Source organism: Nocardiopsis sp. NPDC006198 (assembly GCF_040613895.1).
Lineage (GTDB): Bacteria > Actinomycetota > Actinomycetes > Streptosporangiales > Streptosporangiaceae > Nocardiopsis > Nocardiopsis tropica.
Window position 1 is genome coordinate 169190 of the sequence record NZ_JBEXSY010000007.1, and the last position, 22085, is coordinate 191274.

General features: G+C 70.4%; 24 protein-coding genes and 1 tRNA gene. 11 read left to right on the plus strand and 14 right to left on the minus strand.

What is annotated here, in order from left to right; all coding sequences use genetic code 11:
- Nucleotides 1-96: 96 nt before the first annotated feature.
- Genes ABZ234_RS07670 through ABZ234_RS07680 form a run of 3 tightly spaced genes read right to left on the minus strand, consistent with a single transcriptional unit; the run spans nt 97 to nt 1184 of the window.
- A complete protein-coding gene (locus ABZ234_RS07670) occupies nt 97-597 on the minus strand; it encodes a Clp protease N-terminal domain-containing protein (protein WP_355011426.1) in 501 nt (166 codons plus the stop codon).
- 47 nt (nt 598-644) lie between these two features.
- On the minus strand, nt 645-881 hold the full coding sequence (locus ABZ234_RS07675) for a hypothetical protein (protein ID WP_355011427.1): 237 nt from the start codon (nt 879-881) through the stop codon (nt 645-647).
- A gap of 45 nt (nt 882-926) precedes the next feature.
- Complete coding sequence (locus ABZ234_RS07680; protein ID WP_355011428.1) at nt 927-1184, minus strand: hypothetical protein; 258 nt, start codon at nt 1182-1184, stop codon at nt 927-929.
- 114 nt (nt 1185-1298) lie between these two features.
- Between ABZ234_RS07680 and ABZ234_RS07685 the strand changes: the two genes are divergently transcribed.
- On the plus strand, nt 1299-1514 hold the full coding sequence (locus ABZ234_RS07685) for a hypothetical protein (protein ID WP_355011429.1): 216 nt from the start codon (nt 1299-1301) through the stop codon (nt 1512-1514).
- Nucleotides 1515-1682: 168 nt separating this feature from the next.
- Here the strand turns inward: ABZ234_RS07685 and ABZ234_RS07690 are convergent.
- The 4 genes from ABZ234_RS07690 to ABZ234_RS07705 form a co-directional block, all read right to left on the minus strand.
- A tRNA-Ser gene (locus ABZ234_RS07690) sits at nt 1683-1770 on the minus strand.
- A 92-nt stretch (nt 1771-1862) separates the two neighbouring features.
- Nucleotides 1863-2357 (minus strand): nucleoside deaminase, encoded by a 495-nt coding sequence (locus ABZ234_RS07695; protein WP_267947319.1) that lies wholly within the window; start codon nt 2355-2357, stop codon nt 1863-1865.
- Between the two features lies 1 nt (nt 2358).
- Nucleotides 2359-2847 carry a tRNA adenosine deaminase-associated protein gene (locus ABZ234_RS07700; protein ID WP_355011430.1) on the minus strand — a complete coding sequence of 163 codons (489 nt, stop codon included), beginning with the start codon at nt 2845-2847 and terminating at the stop codon, nt 2359-2361.
- 42 nt (nt 2848-2889) lie between these two features.
- Complete coding sequence (locus ABZ234_RS07705; protein WP_267947321.1) at nt 2890-3390, minus strand: tRNA adenosine deaminase-associated protein; 501 nt, start codon at nt 3388-3390, stop codon at nt 2890-2892.
- A gap of 321 nt (nt 3391-3711) precedes the next feature.
- Here ABZ234_RS07705 and upp point away from each other — a divergent pair, with 321 nt between their 5' ends.
- The 9 genes from upp (at nt 3712) to ABZ234_RS07750 (ending at nt 11702) form a co-directional block, all read left to right on the plus strand.
- On the plus strand, nt 3712-4365 hold the full coding sequence (gene upp, locus ABZ234_RS07710; protein ID WP_267947322.1) for a uracil phosphoribosyltransferase: 654 nt from the start codon (nt 3712-3714) through the stop codon (nt 4363-4365).
- A 410-nt stretch (nt 4366-4775) separates the two neighbouring features.
- Nucleotides 4776-5009 (plus strand): hypothetical protein, encoded by a 234-nt coding sequence (locus tag ABZ234_RS07715; RefSeq protein WP_355011431.1) that lies wholly within the window; start codon nt 4776-4778, stop codon nt 5007-5009.
- Between the two features lie 318 nt (nt 5010-5327).
- On the plus strand, nt 5328-5492 hold the full coding sequence (locus ABZ234_RS07720; protein WP_170293704.1) for a hypothetical protein: 165 nt from the start codon (nt 5328-5330) through the stop codon (nt 5490-5492).
- Nucleotides 5493-5510: 18 nt separating this feature from the next.
- A complete protein-coding gene (locus tag ABZ234_RS07725) occupies nt 5511-6020 on the plus strand; it encodes a PH domain-containing protein (RefSeq protein WP_267947324.1) in 510 nt (169 codons plus the stop codon).
- Between the two features lie 375 nt (nt 6021-6395).
- On the plus strand, nt 6396-6626 hold the full coding sequence (locus tag ABZ234_RS07730) for a hypothetical protein (protein WP_267947325.1): 231 nt from the start codon (nt 6396-6398) through the stop codon (nt 6624-6626).
- A 563-nt stretch (nt 6627-7189) separates the two neighbouring features.
- A complete protein-coding gene (locus ABZ234_RS07735) occupies nt 7190-8851 on the plus strand; it encodes a TlrC/CarA/OleB/SrmB family ABC-F type ribosomal protection protein (protein WP_355011432.1) in 1662 nt (553 codons plus the stop codon).
- Between the two features lie 118 nt (nt 8852-8969).
- Nucleotides 8970-10031 (plus strand): AraC family transcriptional regulator ligand-binding domain-containing protein, encoded by a 1062-nt coding sequence (locus ABZ234_RS07740; RefSeq protein WP_355011433.1) that lies wholly within the window; start codon nt 8970-8972, stop codon nt 10029-10031.
- A gap of 51 nt (nt 10032-10082) precedes the next feature.
- Nucleotides 10083-11084, plus strand: a complete 1002-nt coding sequence (locus ABZ234_RS07745) for an NADP-dependent oxidoreductase (RefSeq protein WP_355011434.1) — start codon at nt 10083-10085, stop codon at nt 11082-11084.
- Nucleotides 11085-11120: 36 nt separating this feature from the next.
- Nucleotides 11121-11702, plus strand: a complete 582-nt coding sequence (locus ABZ234_RS07750) for an NAD(P)H oxidoreductase (RefSeq protein WP_355011435.1) — start codon at nt 11121-11123, stop codon at nt 11700-11702.
- On the opposite strand, the gene ABZ234_RS07755 is transcribed toward ABZ234_RS07750, so the two are convergent.
- A complete protein-coding gene (locus tag ABZ234_RS07755) occupies nt 11669-14494 on the minus strand; it encodes a replicative DNA helicase (RefSeq protein ID WP_355011436.1) in 2826 nt (941 codons plus the stop codon). The two genes, ABZ234_RS07750 and ABZ234_RS07755, sit on opposite strands and share 34 nt — an antisense overlap.
- Nucleotides 14495-14644: 150 nt before the next feature.
- Between ABZ234_RS07755 and ABZ234_RS07760 the strand changes: the two genes are divergently transcribed.
- On the plus strand, nt 14645-15994 hold the full coding sequence (locus ABZ234_RS07760) for an MATE family efflux transporter (RefSeq protein ID WP_267947329.1): 1350 nt from the start codon (nt 14645-14647) through the stop codon (nt 15992-15994).
- A gap of 517 nt (nt 15995-16511) precedes the next feature.
- Here the strand turns inward: ABZ234_RS07760 and ABZ234_RS07765 are convergent.
- From ABZ234_RS07765 to ABZ234_RS07790, 6 genes are all read right to left on the minus strand, one after another.
- Nucleotides 16512-17345: a peptidoglycan recognition family protein gene (locus tag ABZ234_RS07765; RefSeq protein ID WP_355011437.1), complete on the minus strand. Its 834-nt coding sequence runs from the start codon at nt 17343-17345 to the stop codon at nt 16512-16514.
- Nucleotides 17346-17567: 222 nt separating this feature from the next.
- Entirely contained in the window at nt 17568-18014 is a 447-nt protein-coding gene (gene rplI / locus ABZ234_RS07770; RefSeq protein ID WP_267947331.1) for a 50S ribosomal protein L9, read from the minus strand.
- Between the two features lie 27 nt (nt 18015-18041).
- A complete protein-coding gene (gene rpsR / locus ABZ234_RS07775; RefSeq protein WP_013155832.1) occupies nt 18042-18278 on the minus strand; it encodes a 30S ribosomal protein S18 in 237 nt (78 codons plus the stop codon).
- A 114-nt stretch (nt 18279-18392) separates the two neighbouring features.
- A complete protein-coding gene (locus tag ABZ234_RS07780; RefSeq protein ID WP_267947332.1) occupies nt 18393-18992 on the minus strand; it encodes a single-stranded DNA-binding protein in 600 nt (199 codons plus the stop codon).
- A gap of 121 nt (nt 18993-19113) precedes the next feature.
- Complete coding sequence (gene rpsF / locus ABZ234_RS07785) at nt 19114-19404, minus strand: 30S ribosomal protein S6 (RefSeq protein ID WP_267947333.1); 291 nt, start codon at nt 19402-19404, stop codon at nt 19114-19116.
- A gap of 251 nt (nt 19405-19655) precedes the next feature.
- A complete protein-coding gene (locus tag ABZ234_RS07790) occupies nt 19656-22019 on the minus strand; it encodes a transglycosylase domain-containing protein (RefSeq protein ID WP_355011438.1) in 2364 nt (787 codons plus the stop codon).
- Between the last annotated feature and the right edge of the window lie 66 nt (nt 22020-22085).

Here is a 22085-nt window from a genome sequence, read left to right on the forward strand (position 1 = left end):
ACTCACGAGGGGATGCTTGATCCCCTACCTTCTCGTAGCTCTCCAGGCAGGTGCCGAACAGGCTCCCGCCCAAGACGGCTCCCATCGTCCTGGCGGTCAGCCCGCTCGCCCGTGCGCCTGCTCCTGGATCTGCTTCGACAGATGGGCCCATACTCCGTGCACCTGCTCACGGACCAGCTCCGGGGAAACACCGAGGCCGCGCAACACGGGAAGCGCCGCGCCGTGGTCCTCGTGGAGCAGACCGAGCAACAGGTGCTCCGTGTCGATGAAGTCGTGCCGCACCTGCAACGACTCGTACAGCGTCTGTTCCAGGGACTTCCTGGCGTCCGGGGAGAAGGGCAGGTAGGTCCGGAAACGCCATCGTCCACGACCACCGGTCCTGACCACCTCGGCCCGGACGGTTCCGTGGTCCAGGCCCAAGCTCCCCAGGACGCCGGCCGCGATCCCCGTTCCCTGCTTCAGCAGTCCGAGCAACAGGTGCTCGGTGCCGATGTGGTTGCGCCTGAGTTCCACGGCCTCTTCGCGCGCCAGGACGGTGACGTCCTTCGCCTGTTGGGTGAACCGATCGAACATGGTCAGGGCTCCTGGGTCGCTCAAGAGGGGATGCTTGGTCCGGACGAGGACATCACCGCGATGGCTGATCGCTACGGGGCGGGCTCCTCCGTCGCTGGGGAGACGGAACGTTGAACTCGGTCGTGCCGACGAAGCAGCCAGTAGTGCATCGGTGCCCACACCAACATGACTCCGGCGAACAGCATGTGCGGCCACATCGGCTCCCCCATGAGGGGGCTGGCCCACACCAGCATGATCAGAGCACCGACGAACATCATTCCGGCAGCTGCCCTCAGCACCAGAAGTTCAAGGGGACTGCGTACGGTCACGAGGGATCCCACTCTGTGCGTGTGTCCAGTTGTGCCGGCAGTTGGCTACGGGGCTGGCTCTGCCTCGGAGGGAGGGGCGGGCTCCTGGGCCCGTTTCGCCAAACGCAGTTGTCGGTACTCCACCACGAGGAACACCAGCGTGATGGAGCACATGATGCCGCCCCACCACGTCATAACCGACCCGCCTATCAAGGCTTCGTCGCCACCCCACTTCACGATGACGTCGACAGCGAGCCAACCCAGCAAGACCACGCACAGAATCGTCCTCAGGAGGAGAGAGATCTCCTTGGAGAGTCTCGCCATCGGGGGCGCTCCTGTTCTGTGGTTGTGCGGGCGGGCTGATGCCGACGCCCACCGGTAAGTCAACGAGGGCCGAACCGTCCGCGCAACCCCTGGCCTGTGAGGTGGCCGAACAGGTTGCCTCCGAACCCGTCGTGGAACCCGACCCGCCCTCCGAGGAACACCTGGGCTACCCGGGCCGCCGCGTCACTCGCCATCGCGGCCGGCGCGGACGGCGAGGTCGTGCAGGCCGTGCTCGGGCACGCGACCGCCACGATGACCCTCGACCGGTACGGGAACCTGTTCCCGACCGCCTGGACGAGGTGGCCGACGCGATGGACGCGGCCCGTGTGAAGGCTCCCGCCACCGCCGCGTAAGGATCCTGGCGGAGCCTCCCCGGGGATCGAACCCCGGACACGCGAAAGGCCGGTCTCTCCGACCGTGTGCACCGTGTGTGCACCGGCCCGGATCAACCGACCCCGCGGACGAAAAAACCGCCCCCGGCGAACCGGGGGCGGCTGGTGGCGGTGGAGGAGGGATTTGAACCCTCGAAGGGTTGCCCCTTACCCGCTTTCGAGGCGGGCGCCATCGGCCACTAGGCGACTCCACCGCGAGCAACTCTACCGGATGCTCCGCCGTGCGGAAAACCGGATGGCGCGAGCGGTTCCGGCGGCGTCCCGGACGTCCTCCGGGGCGGGCCGGTCAGCCGCGGTCCCGGCCCCCGCGGCGGTGCTCGAAGAACGCGGTCAGGAGTTCGGCGCACCTCGCCGCGACGTCCGCGCCGACCAGGTCGGGCGGCACCACCTCCGGCCGGTGGTTGAGCCGCGGGTCGCGGACCACGTCCCACACCGACCCCACGGCGCCGGCCTTAGCGTCCCGCGCGCCGAAGGCCAGGCGGTCCACCCGGGAGAGCACCGTCGCGCCCGCGCACATCACGCAGGGCTCGAGGGTGACGACCAGCGTGCAGCCGCTCAGGCGCCACTCACCGCGTGCGCGGGCCGCGGCCCGCAGGGCCAGCACCTCGGCGTGCGCCGTGGGGTCGCCCGCCGCCTCGCGTTCGTTGTGCCCCGTCCCCAGGACCGCGCCCGCGGCGTCCAGGACGATCGCCCCCACCGGGACGTCGCCCGTGGCCAGGGCGAGCTCGGCCTCGGCTACCGCCGTCCACAGCGCGGCGTCGAGGACCCCGCGGTCGTCCACGTCACAGCCTCATGGCATCGAGGATGTCGCCGAACCCGGCCCGCTCGGCCACGACGGCGAGGACGTCGGCGGGAAGGACGCCGCTGCCGACGGACAGCGAGCGCAGCTCGTCGCCGTCCACGCCCAGGTCGGTGATCAGGTCGCCGTCGCCCACCGGTACCGGGTTGGGGCGCGCGCCCGCGCTCTCCGAGGGCTGCGGGGCGCCGAGGGCGCCCGCTTCGGAGAGGACCGAGGCCACGGGGTGGTCGTGGACCACACGGCCGTCCGAGAGGTACACGCGCGGCTCACCGCCGTCGTCCGAGGCGCGCACGACGGCGAACCACTCGTCGTCGGCTTCCACCAGAAGGAGCGCGCTGTCGCTGCCCCGCTCTGCGGCGAAGTCGAGCATCAGGTCGGTGACGTCGTCGATGACGTCCACGTCCCCGAGTTCGACCTCGGTTCCCCGCCATGTCTTCCCGTTGGGGGTGAAGACAGCTGCGAAGGTCGACACCGCGTGCTCTCCTGTTCTCCAGGGTGTTCTACCAGGGGTCCCTTACCCCATCCCGTCCAGGACACGCTGGAAGGACTGTGCGAATCCGAGGCGTTCGGACACGCTCGCCAGGACCTCGTCGGGGTACAGGTCGAGATCGCCCGCGAGGGCGCCGAGCTCCATCTCGTCCAGGCCGAGGTCGGCGACGATGGACAGGTCACCGGCGGGGAGCACCTGGTCGAGGTCGTCGTCGTCGGGGAGGTCGATGTCCAGGTAGTCGAGGACGTCCCTGGCGACCTGCCAGTCCACCGACGCGGTGACGTCGGAGAGGAAGAGGGAGACGTCCTCCCCGTAGACCCGCACGATGATGAAGAAGTCGTCGCCGACCGAGACCAGTCCGAGGGAGCCGCTGATGCTCGGTTGCTGGCGCAGTGCGTGGATCAGGCCCTTCAGGTCGTGCGTCAGCGTCACGGGGAGGAGGTCGACGTCCCAGTACTCCTCTTCCCTGTACGCGACCGCCGCGAAGTCACCCGAGTCGTCGTCACCATGATCGAGTACTGTCATCGTCACCCCAACCCGGCCGGTGTATCGGTGCGGACGAGGAAGAGCCGCGCCCGCGCGAGTGCAATGGTAACGATCACTCCCGCTCCGCCGTCTCCCTCGGTCCGTGTCAGTCCGGACCACGCTCTCATGAGAACGGGGCCCGCGCTGCCGCCCCGGCGGTTCCGCCGGGCCGCCCCGGGAGCGGACGGGCGCCCCCGCAGGTCCACCGCGTGACAGGCACGGCTCCGGGACGCCCTGTTCCGGGTGGTACGCGCGGTTAGACTCGGGCGGGCCCCCATCCCCAGCCACCGTCCCGTTATCCCAGCTCACCCGGAGAACGCCTTGGAAACCCTGGTCGTCGACCATCCCCTGGTCGCGCACAAACTGACCACCCTGCGCGACGTGCGGACCGACTCACCGACCTTCCGGCGCCTGACCGACGAGCTGGTGACCCTGCTCGCCTACGAGGCGACCCGCGACGTCCGAGTGACGGACGTCACCATCAGGACTCCTCTCGTGGAGACCACCGGAACACAGCTGACGCGTCCCACGCCCCTCGTGGTCCCGATCCTGCGCGCGGGTCTGGGCATGCTCGACGGGATGACCCGCCTGCTCCCGACCGCGGAGGTCGGCTTCCTGGGCATGGCCCGCGACGAGGACACGCTCCAGCCCGCGACCTACGCCGACCGGCTGCCGCAGGACCTGTCCGGCCGCCAGTGCTACGTGCTGGACCCGATGCTGGCCACCGGCGGCACCCTGGCCGCCGCGCTCAAGCTCCTGGTGGAGAGGGGGGCGGACCACGTCACCGCGATCTGCCTGCTCGCCGCCCCCGAGGGACTGGTCGCGGTGGAGCAGAAGCTGGCCGAGACCCTGGCGCCGGACCACGGTGCCACCCTGCGCGTGGTGACCGCCGCGGTGGACGAGCGCCTGGACGAGAACGGGTTCATCCTCCCGGGGCTGGGCGACGCGGGCGACCGCCTGTACGGCTGCGCCTGAGCCCTCCCCTCGGCCCCAGGAGCCTCAGCGCCCAACCGGATCACCGGTTGGGCGCTTTTTCGGCTCTTTTGAACACCGGACGAATGATCGACCGAAAATCGGGCATTGAACCCTGAGGCAGCCGCGTCAGACCAGGTGGCGCACCCCTCCGGACGCAAGCGCCGACACGGCTTGCATTAGCCGAATTCATTTCGAGATTGGAACGTAACAGATTAGAGTGATCATGGTTCCTGACCACCCATAACCGCGAAGGCCAGCCGGACCGAAACCACGCCGCACGGCCGGGGTCCGCCGGAGCGGAGGCCCCGTGTCCGCTTCCTGCGCGGCGTTCAGGCAACCCTCCGTCGACTACCCAAAGACCCCGACCGCACACGCTGCGCCATCAGCCCCCACGGCCCTCAAGGAGTGAGATGCCCGAGACCCCCTCCCCCTCGACCGACCGCGACCCCCGCTACGGCTCCGTCGTCGACCGACTGTCCGCGGAGTTCTCCGGCGTCCACCACGATTCCACCGTCACCCGTTGCGTCGACGCCGCCAGACACGGCGCCGAGGACGTCATGGGCCGGGCCACCCCCGATCTCGTCGAGCGGATCGCCCGGCAGCACCTCCAGGTGCTCGCCCTGGCCTTCGCCGAGCAGCACTAGGGATCCGCTCCGCACGAACCACGAGTTTCGGCCCGACCGTCACTCGCCTCCGGCCGGGGAACCAATCGGTCCCGGGGAAGTCCCTCCCTTCTCCGGACAAACCATCCCTAATGCCCTGACCTGCGAGGGGCTTCGACCGTATTCCGGTCGACCGAACACTGGTTCACCAACACCACCGGAACCGGACAGAGCCCGCAAGCGCGGTAGGCCGGACATACCGCCACGCCGAGGGTGCGCCCCAGGCTTTACGGGCATCATTGTCAATGGAACAATCACTGCTGGGTTGGTGGGTCAGGTGGATTCCAAGGGGAGTCAGTCGTGGCGAAGTTGAAGAAATGGGGCGGCTACGCTCTCATCGGTTTCGTGGCGTTTTATCTGCTCACGCAACCTGAAAGCGCCGCTGGTGTGATCCAGAGCGCGTTGGGCGGTCTGATGGGTGGCGCGGAGTCCATGTCCCGCTTCGTCAACGCACTGCTGCCGTAGTGGGGATGGACGGGTGCCATGCGGCTCGTAGCGTCGAGTAACAGCGCTCCGGCGTCGGTCAACCGCTACCTTCTGCCGCACGAGCAGGACGTCGTGACCATCCGTCGGCACCCCGCGGTCCTCATCGGACCGGTCGGGGCCGTCCTCGGTGCGTTGATCGTCGCCGGCATCATCAGCAACACCCAGATCGCGGACAGCGCCGCGGCTCTGGCGATCATCTGGTGGCTGTGGCTGCTGGTGTTGGTGTGGTTCGTCTGGCGGGTCGCGGAGTGGTCCGTGGACTACTTCGTCATCACGTCGGCGCGCCTCCTGCTGACCACGGGGCTGATCACCCGACAGGTCAACATGATGCCGCTGGGCAAGGTCACGGACATGAGGTTCGAGCGGACCCTGGTGGGCCGCTTCCTCGGCTACGGCACCTTCGTGATGGAGTCCGCCGGTCAGGACCAGGCCCTGAGCCGGATCTCCTTCATCCCGTACCCGGAACAGCTCTACCTGGAGGTCGTGGGGCTCATCTTCAAGGAGTGAGCCGCCGCAGGTCCCGACCACCGTCACGGGGCATCCGCCGAGGGCGGATGCCCTTCGTCGTGCTCCCGGCCCCCGCGCGCCGACCGCGGCCCCCGGAGGGCAGGGTCACCCCGCCCGATTCGCCCCTTGTTCACCTTCCGTTCACCTTGCCTCGGGGCCACACTTCCCTGCCCCCACACCGCGGCCACCTGCGCGTCGGCGGACCACCCACACCCCCCTGACATGGGAGGATGCCTGCAGGGGGAAGAACACCCCACAGATCCGCAACACGGCATCCCTACCCAGCGGGCTCGAACCTTCGCAAGCCAATCGAATTGACGCGAAGGTGAACATAGGGTTAACTCATAACATCTGATACGGAAACGAGGAGGGCCCATGGCGCGCTGGACAGACCGTGCACCACACCCCACTCGCTCCGCGACGCCCCGTCGGCGTATCCGCCCCGCGGCTGCGACCCGCCGTCTCTCCGGCCTTACGCCCGAGCCCGTGCACGTCCCGCAACCGCGCGAGGACGCCGACGCCATCGCGTCCGAATACCCGATCATGCACTGGGTGCTGGTCACCGACCACAACGGTCGGACCCGCCCGGAGGCCCGCTGGCTGTAGCCGCACGAGCGACCGTCGAGTGAGCCCTTCGCCACCGCGGCGAGTGCTCCGGAGTTCATGAAGAGCGAGTGTCGTGAAGGGGCCGCCCCTGCGGGGGCGGCCCCTTCACGCGTCCCGGAACCGGCCCCCGAACCGGACAACGCCACTCCGCCACTAAAACGGTTTGGCAATTAATCAGAATCCGGTCGACCGCATATAGGGCCCGAAGCGCCGACCGAGAGTGATCCCCGTCTCACCGAAAGCACACTTGACGCCAGGCAAAACGAGACGTACCGTCTTGCACATGAGGCTGTACATCTTCCTGTAGATCCGCGCCAGACGCCCGCGTCCGAGCACCGCCGCACCCGCTGCCCAGCGGCGACACCCCTGTCGCCCCTCCGGCACCGTGCGGCTCCGCCGGCGTCGCCGTACCGCGGTCGACCCAGGGAAGCCTCAGCGTTCCCGCTGTACCGGACCCCGTCTCGCCCGTGCGAGCCCTGTCCGAAACCAGCCGGCACGCGTGCTCCTCCGGCGATCCGCGGCCCCGTACCGCCAGACCGCACCGCAGCCCAGGAGGCGCGCACATGCACACCGCCGCACTTCGAGCACACTCCCAGCTCACCCTCGACGAGATCACCAAACGCTACGACGACCACACCGTCCTCGACCGTGTCACCCTGACCATCGGCCCGGGTGAACGCGTCGGAGTCATCGGGGACAACGGATCGGGCAAGAGCACCCTGCTGCGCCTGCTGGCGGGCGAGGAGCGCCCCGACAACGGGGACCTCACCGTCAGGGCGCCCGGCGGGATCGGCTACCTGCCCCAGACCCTGGAGGGGGTCGGCGTGCGGACCGGCACCGTGGCGGACGCGATCGACTCCGCGCTCGCCGACCTGCGGGACCTGGAGGCGCGGCTGCGCGTGGCCGAGGCCCGCCTCGGCTCCGCCACGGCCCGGGAGATGGACGGCTACGGCGACCTGCTCGCCGAGTTCGAGACACGGGGCGGCTACGACGCCGACGCGCGCGTCGACGCCGGGCTCCACGGCCTGGGCCTTCCCGGACTGGACCGCGAGCGCCCGCTGCGCACGCTCTCCGGAGGGGAGCGCTCACGTCTGGCCCTGGCCGCGATGCTGGCGGCCTCGCCCGAACTGCTCCTCCTGGACGAGCCCACCAACGACCTGGACGACCGCGCGGTCGCCTGGCTGGAGGACCGGCTCCGGAACCACAGGGGCACGGTGGTCGCCGTCACCCACGACCGCGCCTTCCTCGCCGGAGTCACCGACACCGTCCTGGAGGTCGACCACGACCTCCACCGGATCAACAGGTACGGCAACGGGTACTCCGGGTTCCTGGCCGCGAAGGCGGCGGCCCGGGCCCGGTGGATCCGGGAGTACCAGGACTGGAGGGCCGACCTGGCCAGGCAGAGGACGCTGGCGGACAACGGCGTCGCCGCGCTCCGGGCCATCCCGCGCAAGGTGGACAAGGCCGCGTTCGGGCACGGCGGGTTCAGGATGCGCAGTCGGGCGCACGGCTCCATGAGCCGTATCCGCAACGCCAAGGAGAGGCTGGAGAGGCTGGCCTCGGACCCGGTGGCGCCGCCTCCGGTCCCGCTCCGCATGACCGCCGAGTTCACCGGGGCCCCGCAAGGGGAGCCCGGCCCGGCGCCGGTCGCCGAACTGGAGCGGGTGCGGGTCGACCACCGGCTCGACGTCCCCGCACTGGAGCTGGCACCGGGTGAGCGCGTCCTGGTCACCGGCCCCAACGGGGCGGGGAAGTCGACCCTGCTCCGGGTCCTCGCCGGAGAGCTGGCCCCCGGCCCGGGGCGGGTCTCCGTCCCGGCGAGGGTCGGCTTCCTGAGGCAGGAGGACGGCGTGTCCCCCTCCCGGCGGACCGTGCTCCAGGCGTACGCGTCCGGCCGCCACGGCCCCGCCGAGGAGCACCGGGAGGAACTGGCCTCGCTCGGACTGTTCCGCCCCAAGGAGATGGACCAGGCGGTGGCGTCGCTCTCGGTCGGGCAGCGCCGCCGGATCGAGGTGGCCCGACTGGCGTCGGGGGTCCACGACCTCCTGCTGCTGGACGAGCCGACCAACCACCTCTCCCCCGGTCTCGTGGAAGAGCTGGAGGAGGCGTTGTCGCACTTCACCGGGGCTCTGGTGATCGTGACACACGACCGGACGATGCGCGGGAGGTTCGCCGGCCGCCACCTGGAGATGCGGGAGGGGATGATCGTCGGGGACTCCCGGTGAGACGGCCGTGACTCTTTGTCGACAAATCGGCTTGACCACAAATAGGCAAAGAGGCTGACCGATAAACGGGGCCCGTCGCGGGGCGGCGGGCCCCGCCCCTCCCGCATAGGCTGGCCCCATGCTCGACGGTACGGCCTCGACCCACGTGGTACGGCTCGTGCGGGACACCGCCCTGGCCGCCGGGGTACCCGAAGCCCTCGTGGCGGGGATACCCGGCACCGGCTCCCTCGCCGACGACCGCCTCCGCATCCCCCTGAGCAGCCTCGGACGCCTCTGGGACCTGCTCGCCCACACCCTCCCCGAAGGCACCGCCGGCCTGCGCGTCGCCGATGCGGCACCCCTGGGCACCATGCCCGCCTGGGACTACCTCCTCGTCAACGGCGCCACCCTGGCCGACGCCCTCACCGACAGCCTCCCCTACCACCGGGTCGTCACCGCCGCCGAGGAACACTTCGAGGTCCACGAATCCTCCGACGGCACCGTGGAGGTCGCCTACCGCACCACCGTCGGCGACCCCCGCACCTCCGCCGCCGTCCACGAGTACGTGCTCGCCTACTACCTGCGAAGATCCCGAGAGGCCACCGGCCGCGACCTCGTCCCCGCCCGCGTCGCCTTCAGCCATCCCGCGCCGCCCGACCACGGCGCACTGGTCCGCGCCTTCGGCACCGACCGCGTCGAGTTCGGCGCGGAGGCCGACACCATCGCCTTCCACGCCCGGGACGCCCGCGCCCCGCTCCCCGGCGGCGACCCCGGCCTCGCCGCCCTGCTGCGCCACCACGCCGAGATGATCCTGGCGACCGCACGGCCCCTCCCCGGCTGGCCCGACCTCTTCCACGCCGCGCTCGACGCCGAACTCGACCTCGGCACGCCCGCCCTGGACGCGGTCGCGGCCCGGCTCGCCCTGAGCGCCCGCACCCTCCAGCGCAGACTCTCCGAGCACGGCACCACGTGGCGCGCCGAGGTCGACCTCGCCCGCTACGAGCGGGCCCGCCGCCTCCTGGCCCAGGGCCTCACCGTCGACACCGTGGCAACCCTGCTCGGCTTCACCGACGACCGCGCGCTGCGCAAGGCGTTCCGGCGCTGGAGAGGCCACTCCCCCGGCGCCGAGCGCCGCGCGCTGGCGCGTACGGACCGGTCCGTGGCGTCCGAGGACCTGGGACAGGACCTCGCCCGGACCTAGTTTCGGGAGTGCCCGCCGGGAACCCCCGGCCCACCGGAACGAAGGTCCGTCATGAGCTTCTGCACCCGCGAGATCCACCTGGCCGCCCGCCCCGCCGGCGCCCCCGGCGCCGAGCACTTCACCCTCACCGAGGTCCGGCTCCCCGAGCTCGCCGAGGGCCAGGTCCTGGTCCGCAACACCTGGATGTCGGTCGATCCCTACATGCGCGGCCGTATGGACGACGCGCCCTCCTACATCCCGCCCTTCGAGCTCGGAAAGCCCCTGGAGGGCAGCGCGGTCGGCGAGGTGGTCGCCTCCCGCTCCGCCGACGTCCCGGTCGGCGCGACCGTCTCCCACTTCCTGGGCTGGCGCGAGCACTCCGTGGTCGACGCCGCCGGCGCCGTGGTCGTGGACACGTCCCGGCTGCCCGCCAGCACCTACCTGGGTCCGCTCGGCACCACCGGGCTGACCGCGTACCTGGCTCTCACCGACATCGCCCCGGTCCGCGAGGGCGACACCGTCTACGTCTCCGCGGCGGCCGGAGCCGTCGGCAGCGTCGCCGGACAGATCGCCCGCCGACTGGGCGCCGGCCGCGTCATCGGTTCGGCTGGAGGACCGGCCAAGACCGCGCTCCTGATGGAGGAGTTCGGCTACGACGCCGCCGTCGACCACCGCCTCGGCGACCTCCCCGGCCGCCTGGCCGCGGCCGCCCCCGAGGGGATCGACGTCTACCTGGACAGCGTCGGCGGGGACCACCTCCGGGCCGCCCTCGAGGCCATGAACCAGCGCGGCCGGGTGGCCCTGGTCGGCGCGGTCAGCGGTTACAACGACGCCGAGCCCGCCCCGGGCCCCGACCTGTACCGGGCCGCCACCAAGGAGCTGTCGCTGCGCGGCATGATCGTCGGCCACCACCTGGACCGCTTCCCCGAGTTCCTCGGCAAGGCCGTGCCGTGGCTGCTGGACGGCTCGCTGCGCACCCGGGAGACCGTCTACGAGGGCCTGGACCGCGCGCCCGAGGCACTGCGCGGCGTCCTGCAGGGCGCCAACACCGGCAAGATGCTCGTCCGCCTCTGACACCCCGACCGCCCCTCCCGAAGGGAGTCCCCGTCCATGCACGCCCTCGTCGTCTCCGCACACCCCCGCACCGCCTCGCTGACCGCCTCCACCGCGCTCCGGGTCCGCGACCGCCTCGCCTCCGCCGGATACACCGTCGACGTCCTCGACCTGTACCGGGAGGGGTTCGACCCGGCCCTGCGCCCCGAGGACGAACCCGACTGGGCGGACCCCGCCAAGGAGTACTCCGCCGAGGTCCGCGCGCACATGGGCCGCGTGACCGCCGCCGACCTGGTCGTGGTGGTGTTCCCCGTCTGGTGGTTCGGCCTGCCGGCGATGGCCAAGGGCTGGGTCGACCGCGTGTGGAACCGGGGGTTCGCCTACGAGCCCTCCACCCTGGAAGGGCGGCGGATGCTGTGGATCGGCCTGGCCGGAGGCTCCCGGGGCCATTTCGCGGCGCACGGCTTCGACACGTCACTGGACATCCAGCTGCGCGTGGGGATCTCCGAGTTCTGCGGGATCACCGGGGCCGCCGTGCACCTGGTGCACGACAGCCTGGGCTCACCCGACCTGGACGGCGTGGACGCGGCCGTGGACGCGACGGCCTATCCGGGCGCCATGTCGACGAACCGGCTGTAGTGGCCCTGGAAGGCCACGGTCACGTCCGCCGTGGGGCCGTTGCGGTGCTTGGCCACGATGATGTCGGCCTCGCCCGCCCGCGGCGACTCCTTGTCGTGCACGTCCTCGCGGTAGAGCAGGATGACCATGTCCGCATCCTGCTCGATGGAGTTGTGGACGCTGATGCCGTTCGCGACGAAGTTGTGGGTGCCCTCCACAGTGGCGTCGAACACCTCTCGTTCTCCCAGGGGTTCGATCTCCACGACCTCGTCCCAGAAAACGTCGTTCGTGGCCAGGAGTTCCAGGTCGCCGTCGTCGAGTACGGCGGCCACCTTGGACAGCCGCGTCCGGCTGGGGGCGGACTTCCACATCGCACTGCCGCAGAACTCCGTCTCCATGGCGGTGGAGAACTGCCTGTGCGTGATGCCCTTGGCGCCGATGGTCGTCCGCACCCTGTCCCACACCTGCACGGGGATCGTGTCCAGGTTGGTGTTGCTCCGTCGGCCCTCCATACCGGCCACGCACTCTGCGAGCCGCGCAGACCGAGCGCCGTGGCATCCGACGACCTCAGCGAAGCGACGCTGGTTGTCCATCCCATAGACGTCAAGGTTGTAGCAGACCCGGTAGCCGCTCTTACGCACCTTCTTGATCCGCGTCATGATGCCGAGCCTGGCGAGCAGTACAGCGATGCCGTCGACGAGGCGGCGGCTCGTGGTCGAGTAGTAGATGCGGGCCCGGCCGCCCTTCTGGTTCCAGTGCGCGCTGCCGTCCGTCGCCCACAGGTGCCGGAGGAACAGGCCGATCTGGCGATCGGAGAGGGAGTACACCCCCTCCGGAAGGAACTTCTCGTGGCTGCGCAGGCCGAACAACCCCAAGCCGTCCAGCCACGCGGCGATGGGGTTCCGCTTTCCGTGCGTCAGCCGGAAGGGAGCAGGGAGCCGGAGTGTCGTCGTCCGCGCGGAGGCATACTCGTCCCGTACCGCCGTGATGCCGAAGTGCCGGGCGGCCTCCTCCACCACTGCCAGGTTCGCCTCGTCGGTATTGGCGTAGCGAATCGGCTGGCGACGGACGAACGAACCGTCCCCGATGAGGTGGGCGAGCATGATGACCTCGGCCTCGGGCCACTCGGTCGTCCGGCCCGGCTCGGGAACGCTTCGAGCCACCGCGACCTTCTCTCCCACCACGAGGTTCTCCAGGGCGGCCCATCCGTCGAGGTTGAGGAAGGGGTGGTTGCCGGAGGCGACGACCTCCCTGCCGGAGGCCAGCCTCAACCGGAACACATCCTTGACCCCGCTGGAGAAGACATGGGTCATCGTCCTGGGCACCATGCGCAGCCGCTCGTCGAGCGACCACACCGGAATGTCGCGTTCGCCGCTCAGGTAGAGCTCCCCCATGGTCACCTCGGCACCGGTGTCGGCTCGCATCACACGCGATTCAGCGACGAGGCAGCCAGATTCGCGCAGGTCAGAGACCTGCGGACGCTTGTCGGTGCGCTGTTCGGGGCCACGGTTCAGCTGGGAGAGCGCCACGACGGGGACCTCGAGCTCCTTGGCCAGAAGCTTGAGGGACCGGGACATCTCCGAGACCTCCTGCTGGCGACTCTCCACGCGCCCCGGCGAACTCATCAGCTGGAGGTAGTCGACGATGACCAGCTTGAGGTCGTGCTGCTGTTTGAGCCTGCGGCACTTGGCCCGGATCTCCATCATCGACATGTTCGGCGAGTCGTCGATGAAGAGGGGCGCGTTGGCCACCTCGCCCATGCGCCTGGCCAGCCTGGCCCAGTCCTCGTCGGTCATCAGGCCGGAGCGCATCGTGTGCAGGGGTACCCGGGCCTCCGCCGACAGCAGGCGCATGACGATCTCGTTCCGGCCCATCTCCAGGCTGAAGAAGACCGAGGCCATGTCGTTCTTGATCGACGCCGCGCGCGCGAAATCCAGGGCCAGGGTCGATTTACCAACGGCCGGCCTGGCGGCGATGATGATCATCTGGCCGGGGTGGAGGCCGTTGGTGAGGGCGTCGAAGTCGGCGAAGCCGGTGGGCACGCCGGTCAGGGTGCCGTCGCGAGCCCCGATCGCCTCGATCTCGTCGAGGGCGCCGGGCATGATGTCGGCGAGGACCACGTAGTCCTCGCCGGTCCGCTTCTCGGCGACCTTGTAGATCTCCGCCTGGGCGTGGTCGACGAGGTCGTCCACCTCGCCGTCGCCGGCGTAGCCGATCTGGGCGATACGGGTGCCGACCTCGACGAGGCGGCGCAGGACCGCCCGGTCGGAGACGATCTTGGCGTAGTAGCCGGCGTTCGCGGCGGTCGGGATGGCCTCGGTGAGGGTGTGGAGGTAGAGGGCGCCGCCGACGCGGGTGGCCTCGCCGCGCTTGGTGAGCTCGGCGTTGACGGAGATGGCGTCGACCGGCTCGCCGCGGGAGAAGAGGTCGACGACGCTGTCGTAGATGATCTGGTGCGCGGGGCGGTAGAAGTCCGCGGAGCGGATGATCTCGACGACCTGGGTGATGGCGTCCTTGGAGAGGAGCATGCCGCCGAGCACGCTCTGTTCGGCCTGGATGTCGTGGGGTGGGGTGCGCTCGTATCCGCCTTCTTCAGGTGGCTGCTCAGCGACACTCACGAACGCTCTCCCCAGGACCGTACTCCGCCGGCCCGAACGGGCCGACCCCTCCAGGATGCCCCATCGCGACCGCTGGGGGCGCCGCGGACGGGACCTGTGGACGGAGCCATTACCACCATGTCCCGCCCCGCGCGGGGCATGGCGGGCACAGGTTGTGCACATCACCTGTGGATAACTTTGCCATGACCCTCGCATATAGGCTTTGATCTGCAAAAACACTGTGCGTAGGCGGGCCGTGCAAGATGCCTCACAGGGAGTGTTTCCACAGGTTATCCACAGGCATCCGGGCGGGTGTGGACAACTCCACACCCGACTAGAACGCCTGTCCGATACTGTGGCCTGGTCATGCCAAAACTGCTCTCGGCCGCCCCCTTCCGGCACCGCCACGACCGCGAGATCTTCGCCCTGGCGGTCCCCACGTTCTTCGCCCTCATCAGCGAACCCCTGTTCCTGCTCACCGACGCGGCGGTCGTCGGCACCCTGGGCACCCAGGCCCTGGGAGGGCTGGGCGTGGCCGGGCAGGTCCTCCTGACCCTGGTGGCCGTCTGCGTCTTCCTGGCGTACGGCACCACGGCGGCGGTCTCCCGCCGGTTCGGCGCCGGCGACGTCGCGGGCGGTATCCGCGACGGTGTGGACGGCCTGTGGCTCGCCGTCCTGCTGGGGGTCGCGGCCATCGCGATCGGCTGGCCGCTGGGGCCGCTGATGGTGGACCTGCTGGGCGCCTCGCCCGAGATCGCGCCCTACGCGCTGACCTATCTGAGGATCAGCCTGCTCAGCACGCCGTTCCTGCTGATCGTCATGGCGGGCACCGGTGTGCTCCGGGGGCTCCAGGACGCACGCACCCCGCTGCTGGTCGCGGTGGCCTCCTACGCCGGCAACGCGGTGCTGTGCGTGGTGTTCGTGCTGGTCATGGACTGGGGCATCGCGGGTTCGGCGTGGTCGACGGTGATCGCGCAGGGCGCGGGGGCGTTCTGGTACGTGGCGGCGATCTCCCGTTCCGCGCGGCGTGCGGGGGTCTCCCTCGCCCCGACCGCGGCGGGGCTGCGGGCCTCGGCCTCCGCGGGGTTCGCCCTGTTCCTGCGCAGCGTGTCGATGCGGGTGGTCGCGCTGGTGACCACCGCGGTGGCGGCGCGCCTGGGCGACGAGTCGATCGCCGCGCACCAGGTGAGCTACAACATCTGGGCCCTGCTGGTGTTCGCCATGGACGCGATCGCGATCGCCGGCCAGTCCATCGTGGGCCGGTACCTGGGCGCGGGGGACGTGCGGGGCACGAAGGAGGCCACCCGCCGCATGGTGGAGTGGGGCGTGATGCTGGGTGCGGTGTTCATGGTCCTGGTGTTCCTGGTGCTTCCGTGGGCCCCGGTCCCCTTCACGTCCGATGCCGAGGTGCGGGCCCTCATCATGGCCACGCTGGTGGTGGTCGCCCTCATGCAGCCGCTGAGCGGCGTGACCATGGTCCTGGACGGGGTGCTGATGGGGGCGGGCGACCAGCGCTACCTGGCGTGGGCGTCGCTGTGGACGATGGCGGCGTTCCTGCCGTGCGCCCTGGTGATCCCCCGCTTGGCGGAGGACTCGCTGTGGGGCCTGGTGGGGCTGTGGATCGCGTTCACGGTGTGGATCCTGGCGCGCGCCGTCACCCTGGGCGCCCGTGCGCGGGGGACCGCCTGGCTGGTCACCGGGGCGACGAGGCCCTGACAGGGGGCGCCGCCGCACGGGCGGGCGCCTGGAGGTCCGCGCCGGTCCCCGGCCCCGTCGTGCTCCCGTCGCCGGGCGGGTGCGTGGGGGCCGCTCGCCGGAGGGGGAAGCGGGAGCGTCGCGCCCGGGCCCCGTGGAGGCACGCCTCATGGTGGCGAGCCGCGGGCTCCCCCTTGTGAACCAGGGGACCACGGACCGTCGGGCCCCGTCCAGGGCGGACATGTCGACCTGTGGACAAGTCGCTCCGCCGTGTCGACCTGTGGACATGTCCCCTCCTCCGCTTGTCGACCTGGCGGGAAGACGATAGGCGGACGGGTCGACACCGCGCACGGCAGCGGGCCGCTTGCCTTCCCCTGTGCGTACCGGCCCGGCGCCCGCGCCGCCCGCCGGACGTGCCCCCGGCCGCTGCCGGCCCGCCGCAGCTCCCGCGCGGCGGTGCGGGCCCGCCGGGACGCGAAGGAGCCGCCCCGGGGGGTCGGGGCGGCTCTCCGGCGGGCATCGTGTCAGGTCCCTCGGGTCACGGGGACGCGTCGAGGTCGCCGACCGCCGGGCCGTGGTAGAACGGCACGGCCCGTTCGGCCTGCGGAACCCTCGGGTAGGTCGGCAGCTGCTCCAGGGTCAGCTCGGTTCCGGCGACCCGGCTCAGGTGGCTGAGCTGTTCGCGCATCCTGCTCGTCACGTCCTTGCGCAGCTGCGGGAGCATCGAGTAGAGCTGGTCCCCCGGGCAGCTCGTGGCGTTGTAGTCCCGGTGGCCGACGATGGCCTCCGACGGGTCCAGCTGATAGACCAGGCACAGCCACGCACAGGTGTCGACCAGCGACCCCATGAGCGCCTGGGTCGGGGTCTGCGAGGTGTACGTGCCCTCGTTCTCGATCCCGATGGTGTGGGAGTTGTGGTTGGCGGTGTGCGCGCCGACCACGTGCTTGCCGTCGCGGATCGCCTTGAGGGACAGGTCCCTGCCCTCCATGATGTGCCCGCCCCGGCTGATGGTGAGCTGCTGGCCGGTGTCGCTCCACCCGTTGCTGTCCATGTGGTAGCGCTGGATGGACCGGGACAGCGCGGCGGCGTGCTGTGTCGAGGTGTCGGACACGTTGCCCGTGGCGGTGTGGTGCACGACGATGTGGGTCGGCCCCTTGGACACCAGGTCGATCTTGTTCCTGGGCGCCCTGGCCTGCCAGTCGGCGCGCGTGTACACCTTGGGCATCGCGGCGGCGGAGGCCTGCCCCGCCGTCGAGATGCCCATCATCCCGCCGAGGAGCACGCCCCCTGCGGCGAGGGCGGTCCCGCGCAGGATCGTCCTGCGGTCCACCTGCGGGTGTCGGTCCGGATCGGTCGTTCTCTCTACGGCCATCGGTCGTCGTCCTCTCCGTGCGGGGCGCCGCGACGTGCGACACCAACACAGACAACACGATAGGTTACAAAGAGTAGTCAAAGGGTTGCTTTTGGTAATGAGGCGTGTCAGGAAAGCCCCACCCCGCGAGAGCACGACCGACCCGCCGGGACACGTCCCGACACGAAGCGGGCCCCGCCTCTCCGAGGAGAGGCGGGGCCCTGACGCGTCCGGTGCCTGGGATCAGGCGCCGACGACGTCCAGCTTGATCGTCGCGGAGACCTCGGGGTGCAGGCGGACCTGGACCTTGTGGCTTCCGACCGACTTGATCGGGGTCTTGACCTCGATCCGGCGCTTGTCCAGCTCGGGACCGCCGGTCGCCTTGACGGCGTCGACGATGTCCGCGGGCGTGACCGAACCGAACAGACGACCGCCCTCGCCGGCGCGCTGCTTGAGGCGCACGGTGAGCGCACCGACCTGGCCGGCGACCTGCCTGGCCTCGTCCAGGGTGCGGATGTCACGCGCGGAGCGCGCGCGCTGGATCAGGTCGATCTGCTTCTGACCGCCGCGTGTCCACCGGATGGCGAACCCGCGGGGCAGCAGGTAGTTGCGACCGTAACCGTTCTTCACCTCGACGACGTCGCCGGGGGCTCCGAGACCGTTGACCTCGTGGGTCAAAATCAGCTTCACGACAAAAACCTCCCTCGGATATCGCCGCTAGCGAGCGGTGCTGGTGTAGGGCAGCAGGGCCACCTCGCGCGCGTTCTTGATCGCGGTCGCGACGTCGCGCTGGTGCTGGGTGCAGTTGCCCGTGACGCGGCGGGCACGGATCTTGCCGCGCTCGGAGATGAACTTGCGGAGAAGCGTGGTGTCCTTGTAGTCGATGTAGGACTGCTTCTCCTGGCAGAAGAGGCAAACCTTCTTCTTGGGCTTGCGCGCTGCCGGCTTCGCCATCGTGGTGCTCCTTCGCAAGAGCCCCGGGGTCCTCCCGGGGATGGTCTGTGGATGGAAAGGTGACTCGGTGCCCTGGGGCACCGGGCCGTGTGCTGCGTGGTGCGGGGTGGAGCGCTAGAACGGGGGCTCGTCGGAGAAGCCTCCGCCGCCGCCACCGAACCCGCCGCCACCGCCGCCACCGTTGGTCGCCCACGGGTCGTCGGCCGGGGGGCCGCTGCGGCCTCCGCCGCCCTGCGCCCCGCCGAAGCCGCCGCCCTGGTTCCCGTAGCCGCCGCCACCCTGCTGGGGCTGGCCGCCGCCGAAACCGCCTCCGCCGCCGTTGCCGCCGCCGAAGCCGCCGCCACCCTGGCGCTGCGTCTTGGTCACCTTCGCGGTGGCGCTGCGCAGAGCCGGGCCGACCTCCTCGACGTCGATCTCGAAGACGGTCCGCTTCTCACCCTGCTGGGTCTCGTACGAGCGCTGCTTCAGCCGGCCCTGCACGATGACGCGCATGCCCCGCTGAAGGCTCTCTGCCACGTTCTCCGCGTACTGCCGCCAGACAGTGCAGGTGAGGAACATGGACTCGCCGTCCTTCCACTCCCCCGACTGCTTGTCGAAGGTGCGGGGCGTCGAGGCCACACGGAAGTTGGCGACCGCGGCTCCACTGGGCGTGAAGCGCAGCTCAGGGTCGTCGACGAGGTTGCCGACGAGCGTGATCTGGGTTTCGCCTGCCATGGATGGGCTCCGGTTCGAGGTAGTCGGTTCAGGCGGTTTCGCCTGCTCCCCCGATCATCCGCGCCGGTACTGACAGAACCGGGGCGGACGGAAGGGGGTGAGGGGTACGGGCAGGGCCGTCCTAGTGGACCTCGGGCCGGAGGACCTTGGTGCGGAGCACGGCCTCGGCGAGGCCGAGCTGGCGGTCGAGCTCCTTGACCGTGGCGGGCGTGGCCGTCAGGTCGATGACCGCGTAGATGCCCTCGGGGTTCTTGTCGATGTCGTAGGCGAGACGGCGCTTGCCCCAGATGTCGACCTTCTCGACCGAGCCGCCGTCGTTGCGCACGACGCCCAGGAAGTTCTCCAGCGACGGGGCGACGGTGCGCTCGTCGAGGTTCGGGTCGAGGATGACCATGATTTCGTAACGACGCATAGGCGTACGTTCCTCCTCTGGACTGTTGCGGCCATGGAATCTCCATGGCAGGAGGGCAGGAGTCCGCGAGCTGTTCCGCGCCGGGGTCGGCGGGCCTCGCACGGACTCTGAGCCATACAGCCCCCAAGGTTACCAGTCGCCGCGTACCACCGGTGATGGCTGTGGACGGCCGGACAAGCGAGGGGGCCGGCACGCGGAACCTCCGCGCACCGGCCCCCTCCGTCAGGCCTCCCGCCGTGGCGGGAGGGGGGTCACTCGTCCCGGCCGAGGACGATCATCCTGTTGTTCTCGTTGGAGCTGCTCCGGGGCCAGCCCAGGCCGCCGTCGTCATCGCTCGCGTCGTCGCCGGGCTCGCCCGGCGTGGTCTGCTCCTCGCACCAGGAGGGCGGGTTCGGACCGGTGCACTCCTCGGGGACCTCGGGGTTCCCCCCGTTCTGGCACTCCCAGTCGAACTGGTCGCACTCCGGCGGGGACTCGACGCCCTCGCAGTTGGGGTTCTCCGGGTCGATGGCCGCGGGGTCGCACTCCGGGAAGTCGGAGGGCTCGTCGGAGGGCTCCTCGCTCTCCTCCTCGGTGGGCTCCTCGCTCGGGCTCGGCGTGGGCAGGAAGCTCTGGTCCGCGCCGACGTAGGCGGGCGGCGGGAACTGCTCGACGGGCATGCCCTCCACGGCCGTCGTCATGAACTCCTTCCACACGTTGGCCGAGGTGGTGCCACCGAAGATCTCGTTCTCGGGCTGGCCCTCGAACTCCAGCGAGAGGTTGGCGTCCGCCCGGCTGAGTCCGACCGCCGCGACGAGCTGCGGCGTGTAGCCCACGAACCACGCGGAGACCGCCCCGCTGGAGGTACCGGTCTTGCCGGCGACCGGGCGCCCGTCGGGGAGCGCCGCGCTGCTGCCACCGCCCGCCTCGACCACCTGGGTCATGGCGTAGGTGACGTCGGCGGCGACCTCGGTGGAGACCACCTGGGTGCCCTGCTCGATCTCGTCCGCGTCGTCGGGCGCGACGACCGTGCCGTCGGCCATCCTCAGCTCGGTGACCATGTGCGCCGGCCGGTGGACGCCGCCCGCGGCGAAGGTGGCGTAGGCGGACGCCTGGTCGAGGGCGGTCACCTGGTGGGTGCCGAGCGCGACCAGCGGGCCCTGGGTGGAGGTCGTGATCTGGTCCTCGTCCACCCCGGCCGCGACCGCGGTCTCGTCCACCACCGCGGCGCCGAGCCGGGACGTCAGCTCCACGAAGGGGGTGTTGACCGAGTCCGCCGTGGCCCGGACGAGGTCGACGGGCCCGTAGCTGGTGCCCCCCGCGTTCTGCACCGGGCTCTGCAGCCCCGGGAAGTTCTGCGGCGAGTCGCCGTCGAACATGCTCCGGAGGCTGATGTCGTTGCTGAGCGCGGTGGCGAGCACGTAGGGCTTGTAGGAGGATCCGGCCTGCGTGCGGTGCTGCAGCGAGTTGTTGACGACCTCGGACACGGCCGGGCCGCCGTGGAAGGCGAGGATCTCGCCCGTGGCGGGGTCGACCGCCGTGAGGCCCTTCATGGTGTCGTCGGGGGTGCCGGGGAGGACGTCGAAGGCGCCGGTCGCGGCGTCCATGAGCGCGGGGTCGAGGGAGGTCTCGACGACCAGGCCCTGGGTGGCGATCGTCGCGTCGGTGATGCCCGAGCCCGCGTAGCGCTCGGTGATCTCCTGGATGACCGCGTTGCGCACGTAGCCGAACTTGGGGTCGACGTCGGCCTCGGCGGTGGGGTCGTAGGGGATCCGCTCGGGGATCTCCAGTGCCTCGGCCTCCTCGCGCGGCAGGCCGCGGCCGCTGCCCTCCTCGTGCATGAGGGCGAGCTGCTCCTGGATGTAGGGCCAGCGCTCCTCGTTGAGGTACGTCGTGGTCCAGTCGCCCATCTCGTTGGCCTCGAAGTTGCTGGGCATCTGGATGATGACGCCCAGGAAGGCGCCCTCCTCCGAGTTCAGCTCCGACACGCTCTTGTCGAAGTAGGCCTGGGAGGCCATCTCGATGCCCGAGGCGCCGCGGCCGAAGTAGATCGTGTTGAGGTAGGCCTCGAGGATCTCCTCGTGCTCCATCTGCTGGCCGAGCTTGATGGCGATGAAGATCTCGCGGATCTTGCGGACGATGCGGTCGTCCTGCTCGAGGTCGCTGTAGTAGTTGCGGGCCATCTGCTGGGTAATGGTGGAGCCGCCGCCGGCCTCGCCGCGGGAGAGGATGGCTCGCCCGATGCCGCTGATGCTGATGCCGGGGTCCTGGAAGAAGGTGCGCTGCTCGGCGGCGAGCACGCCGTCGATCACCTCGGGCGGGATGTCCTCGTAGTTGACCTCGACGCGCCGGACCTCGCCCGTGGTGACCGCGACCTCGGGGTTCTCGTCCCCCTGGGGCGCCCACATGATCTGGGTGGCCGACATCGTGTTCTCGGCCTTGGTCTCGAGCTCGTCCCTGTCGGGGGCCTGGGCGTACAGGACCGCGAAGGCGCCCACGCCGCCGATGACCATCAGGCCGAAGGCCGCGAGCGCGGGCTTCCACGCCTTGGCGAAGAAGCGCTTGTACCAGGGGCGGTCGTCCGGCTCCTCGTCGCGGGACCGGCGGCGTCCGCCCGGCATGACGATGTTCCGCATGCCGATCTTCACCTGGAACACGCTGCTCACCAGCGTCCTGGTGCTCATCGCGTTCCCGGTCCTGAC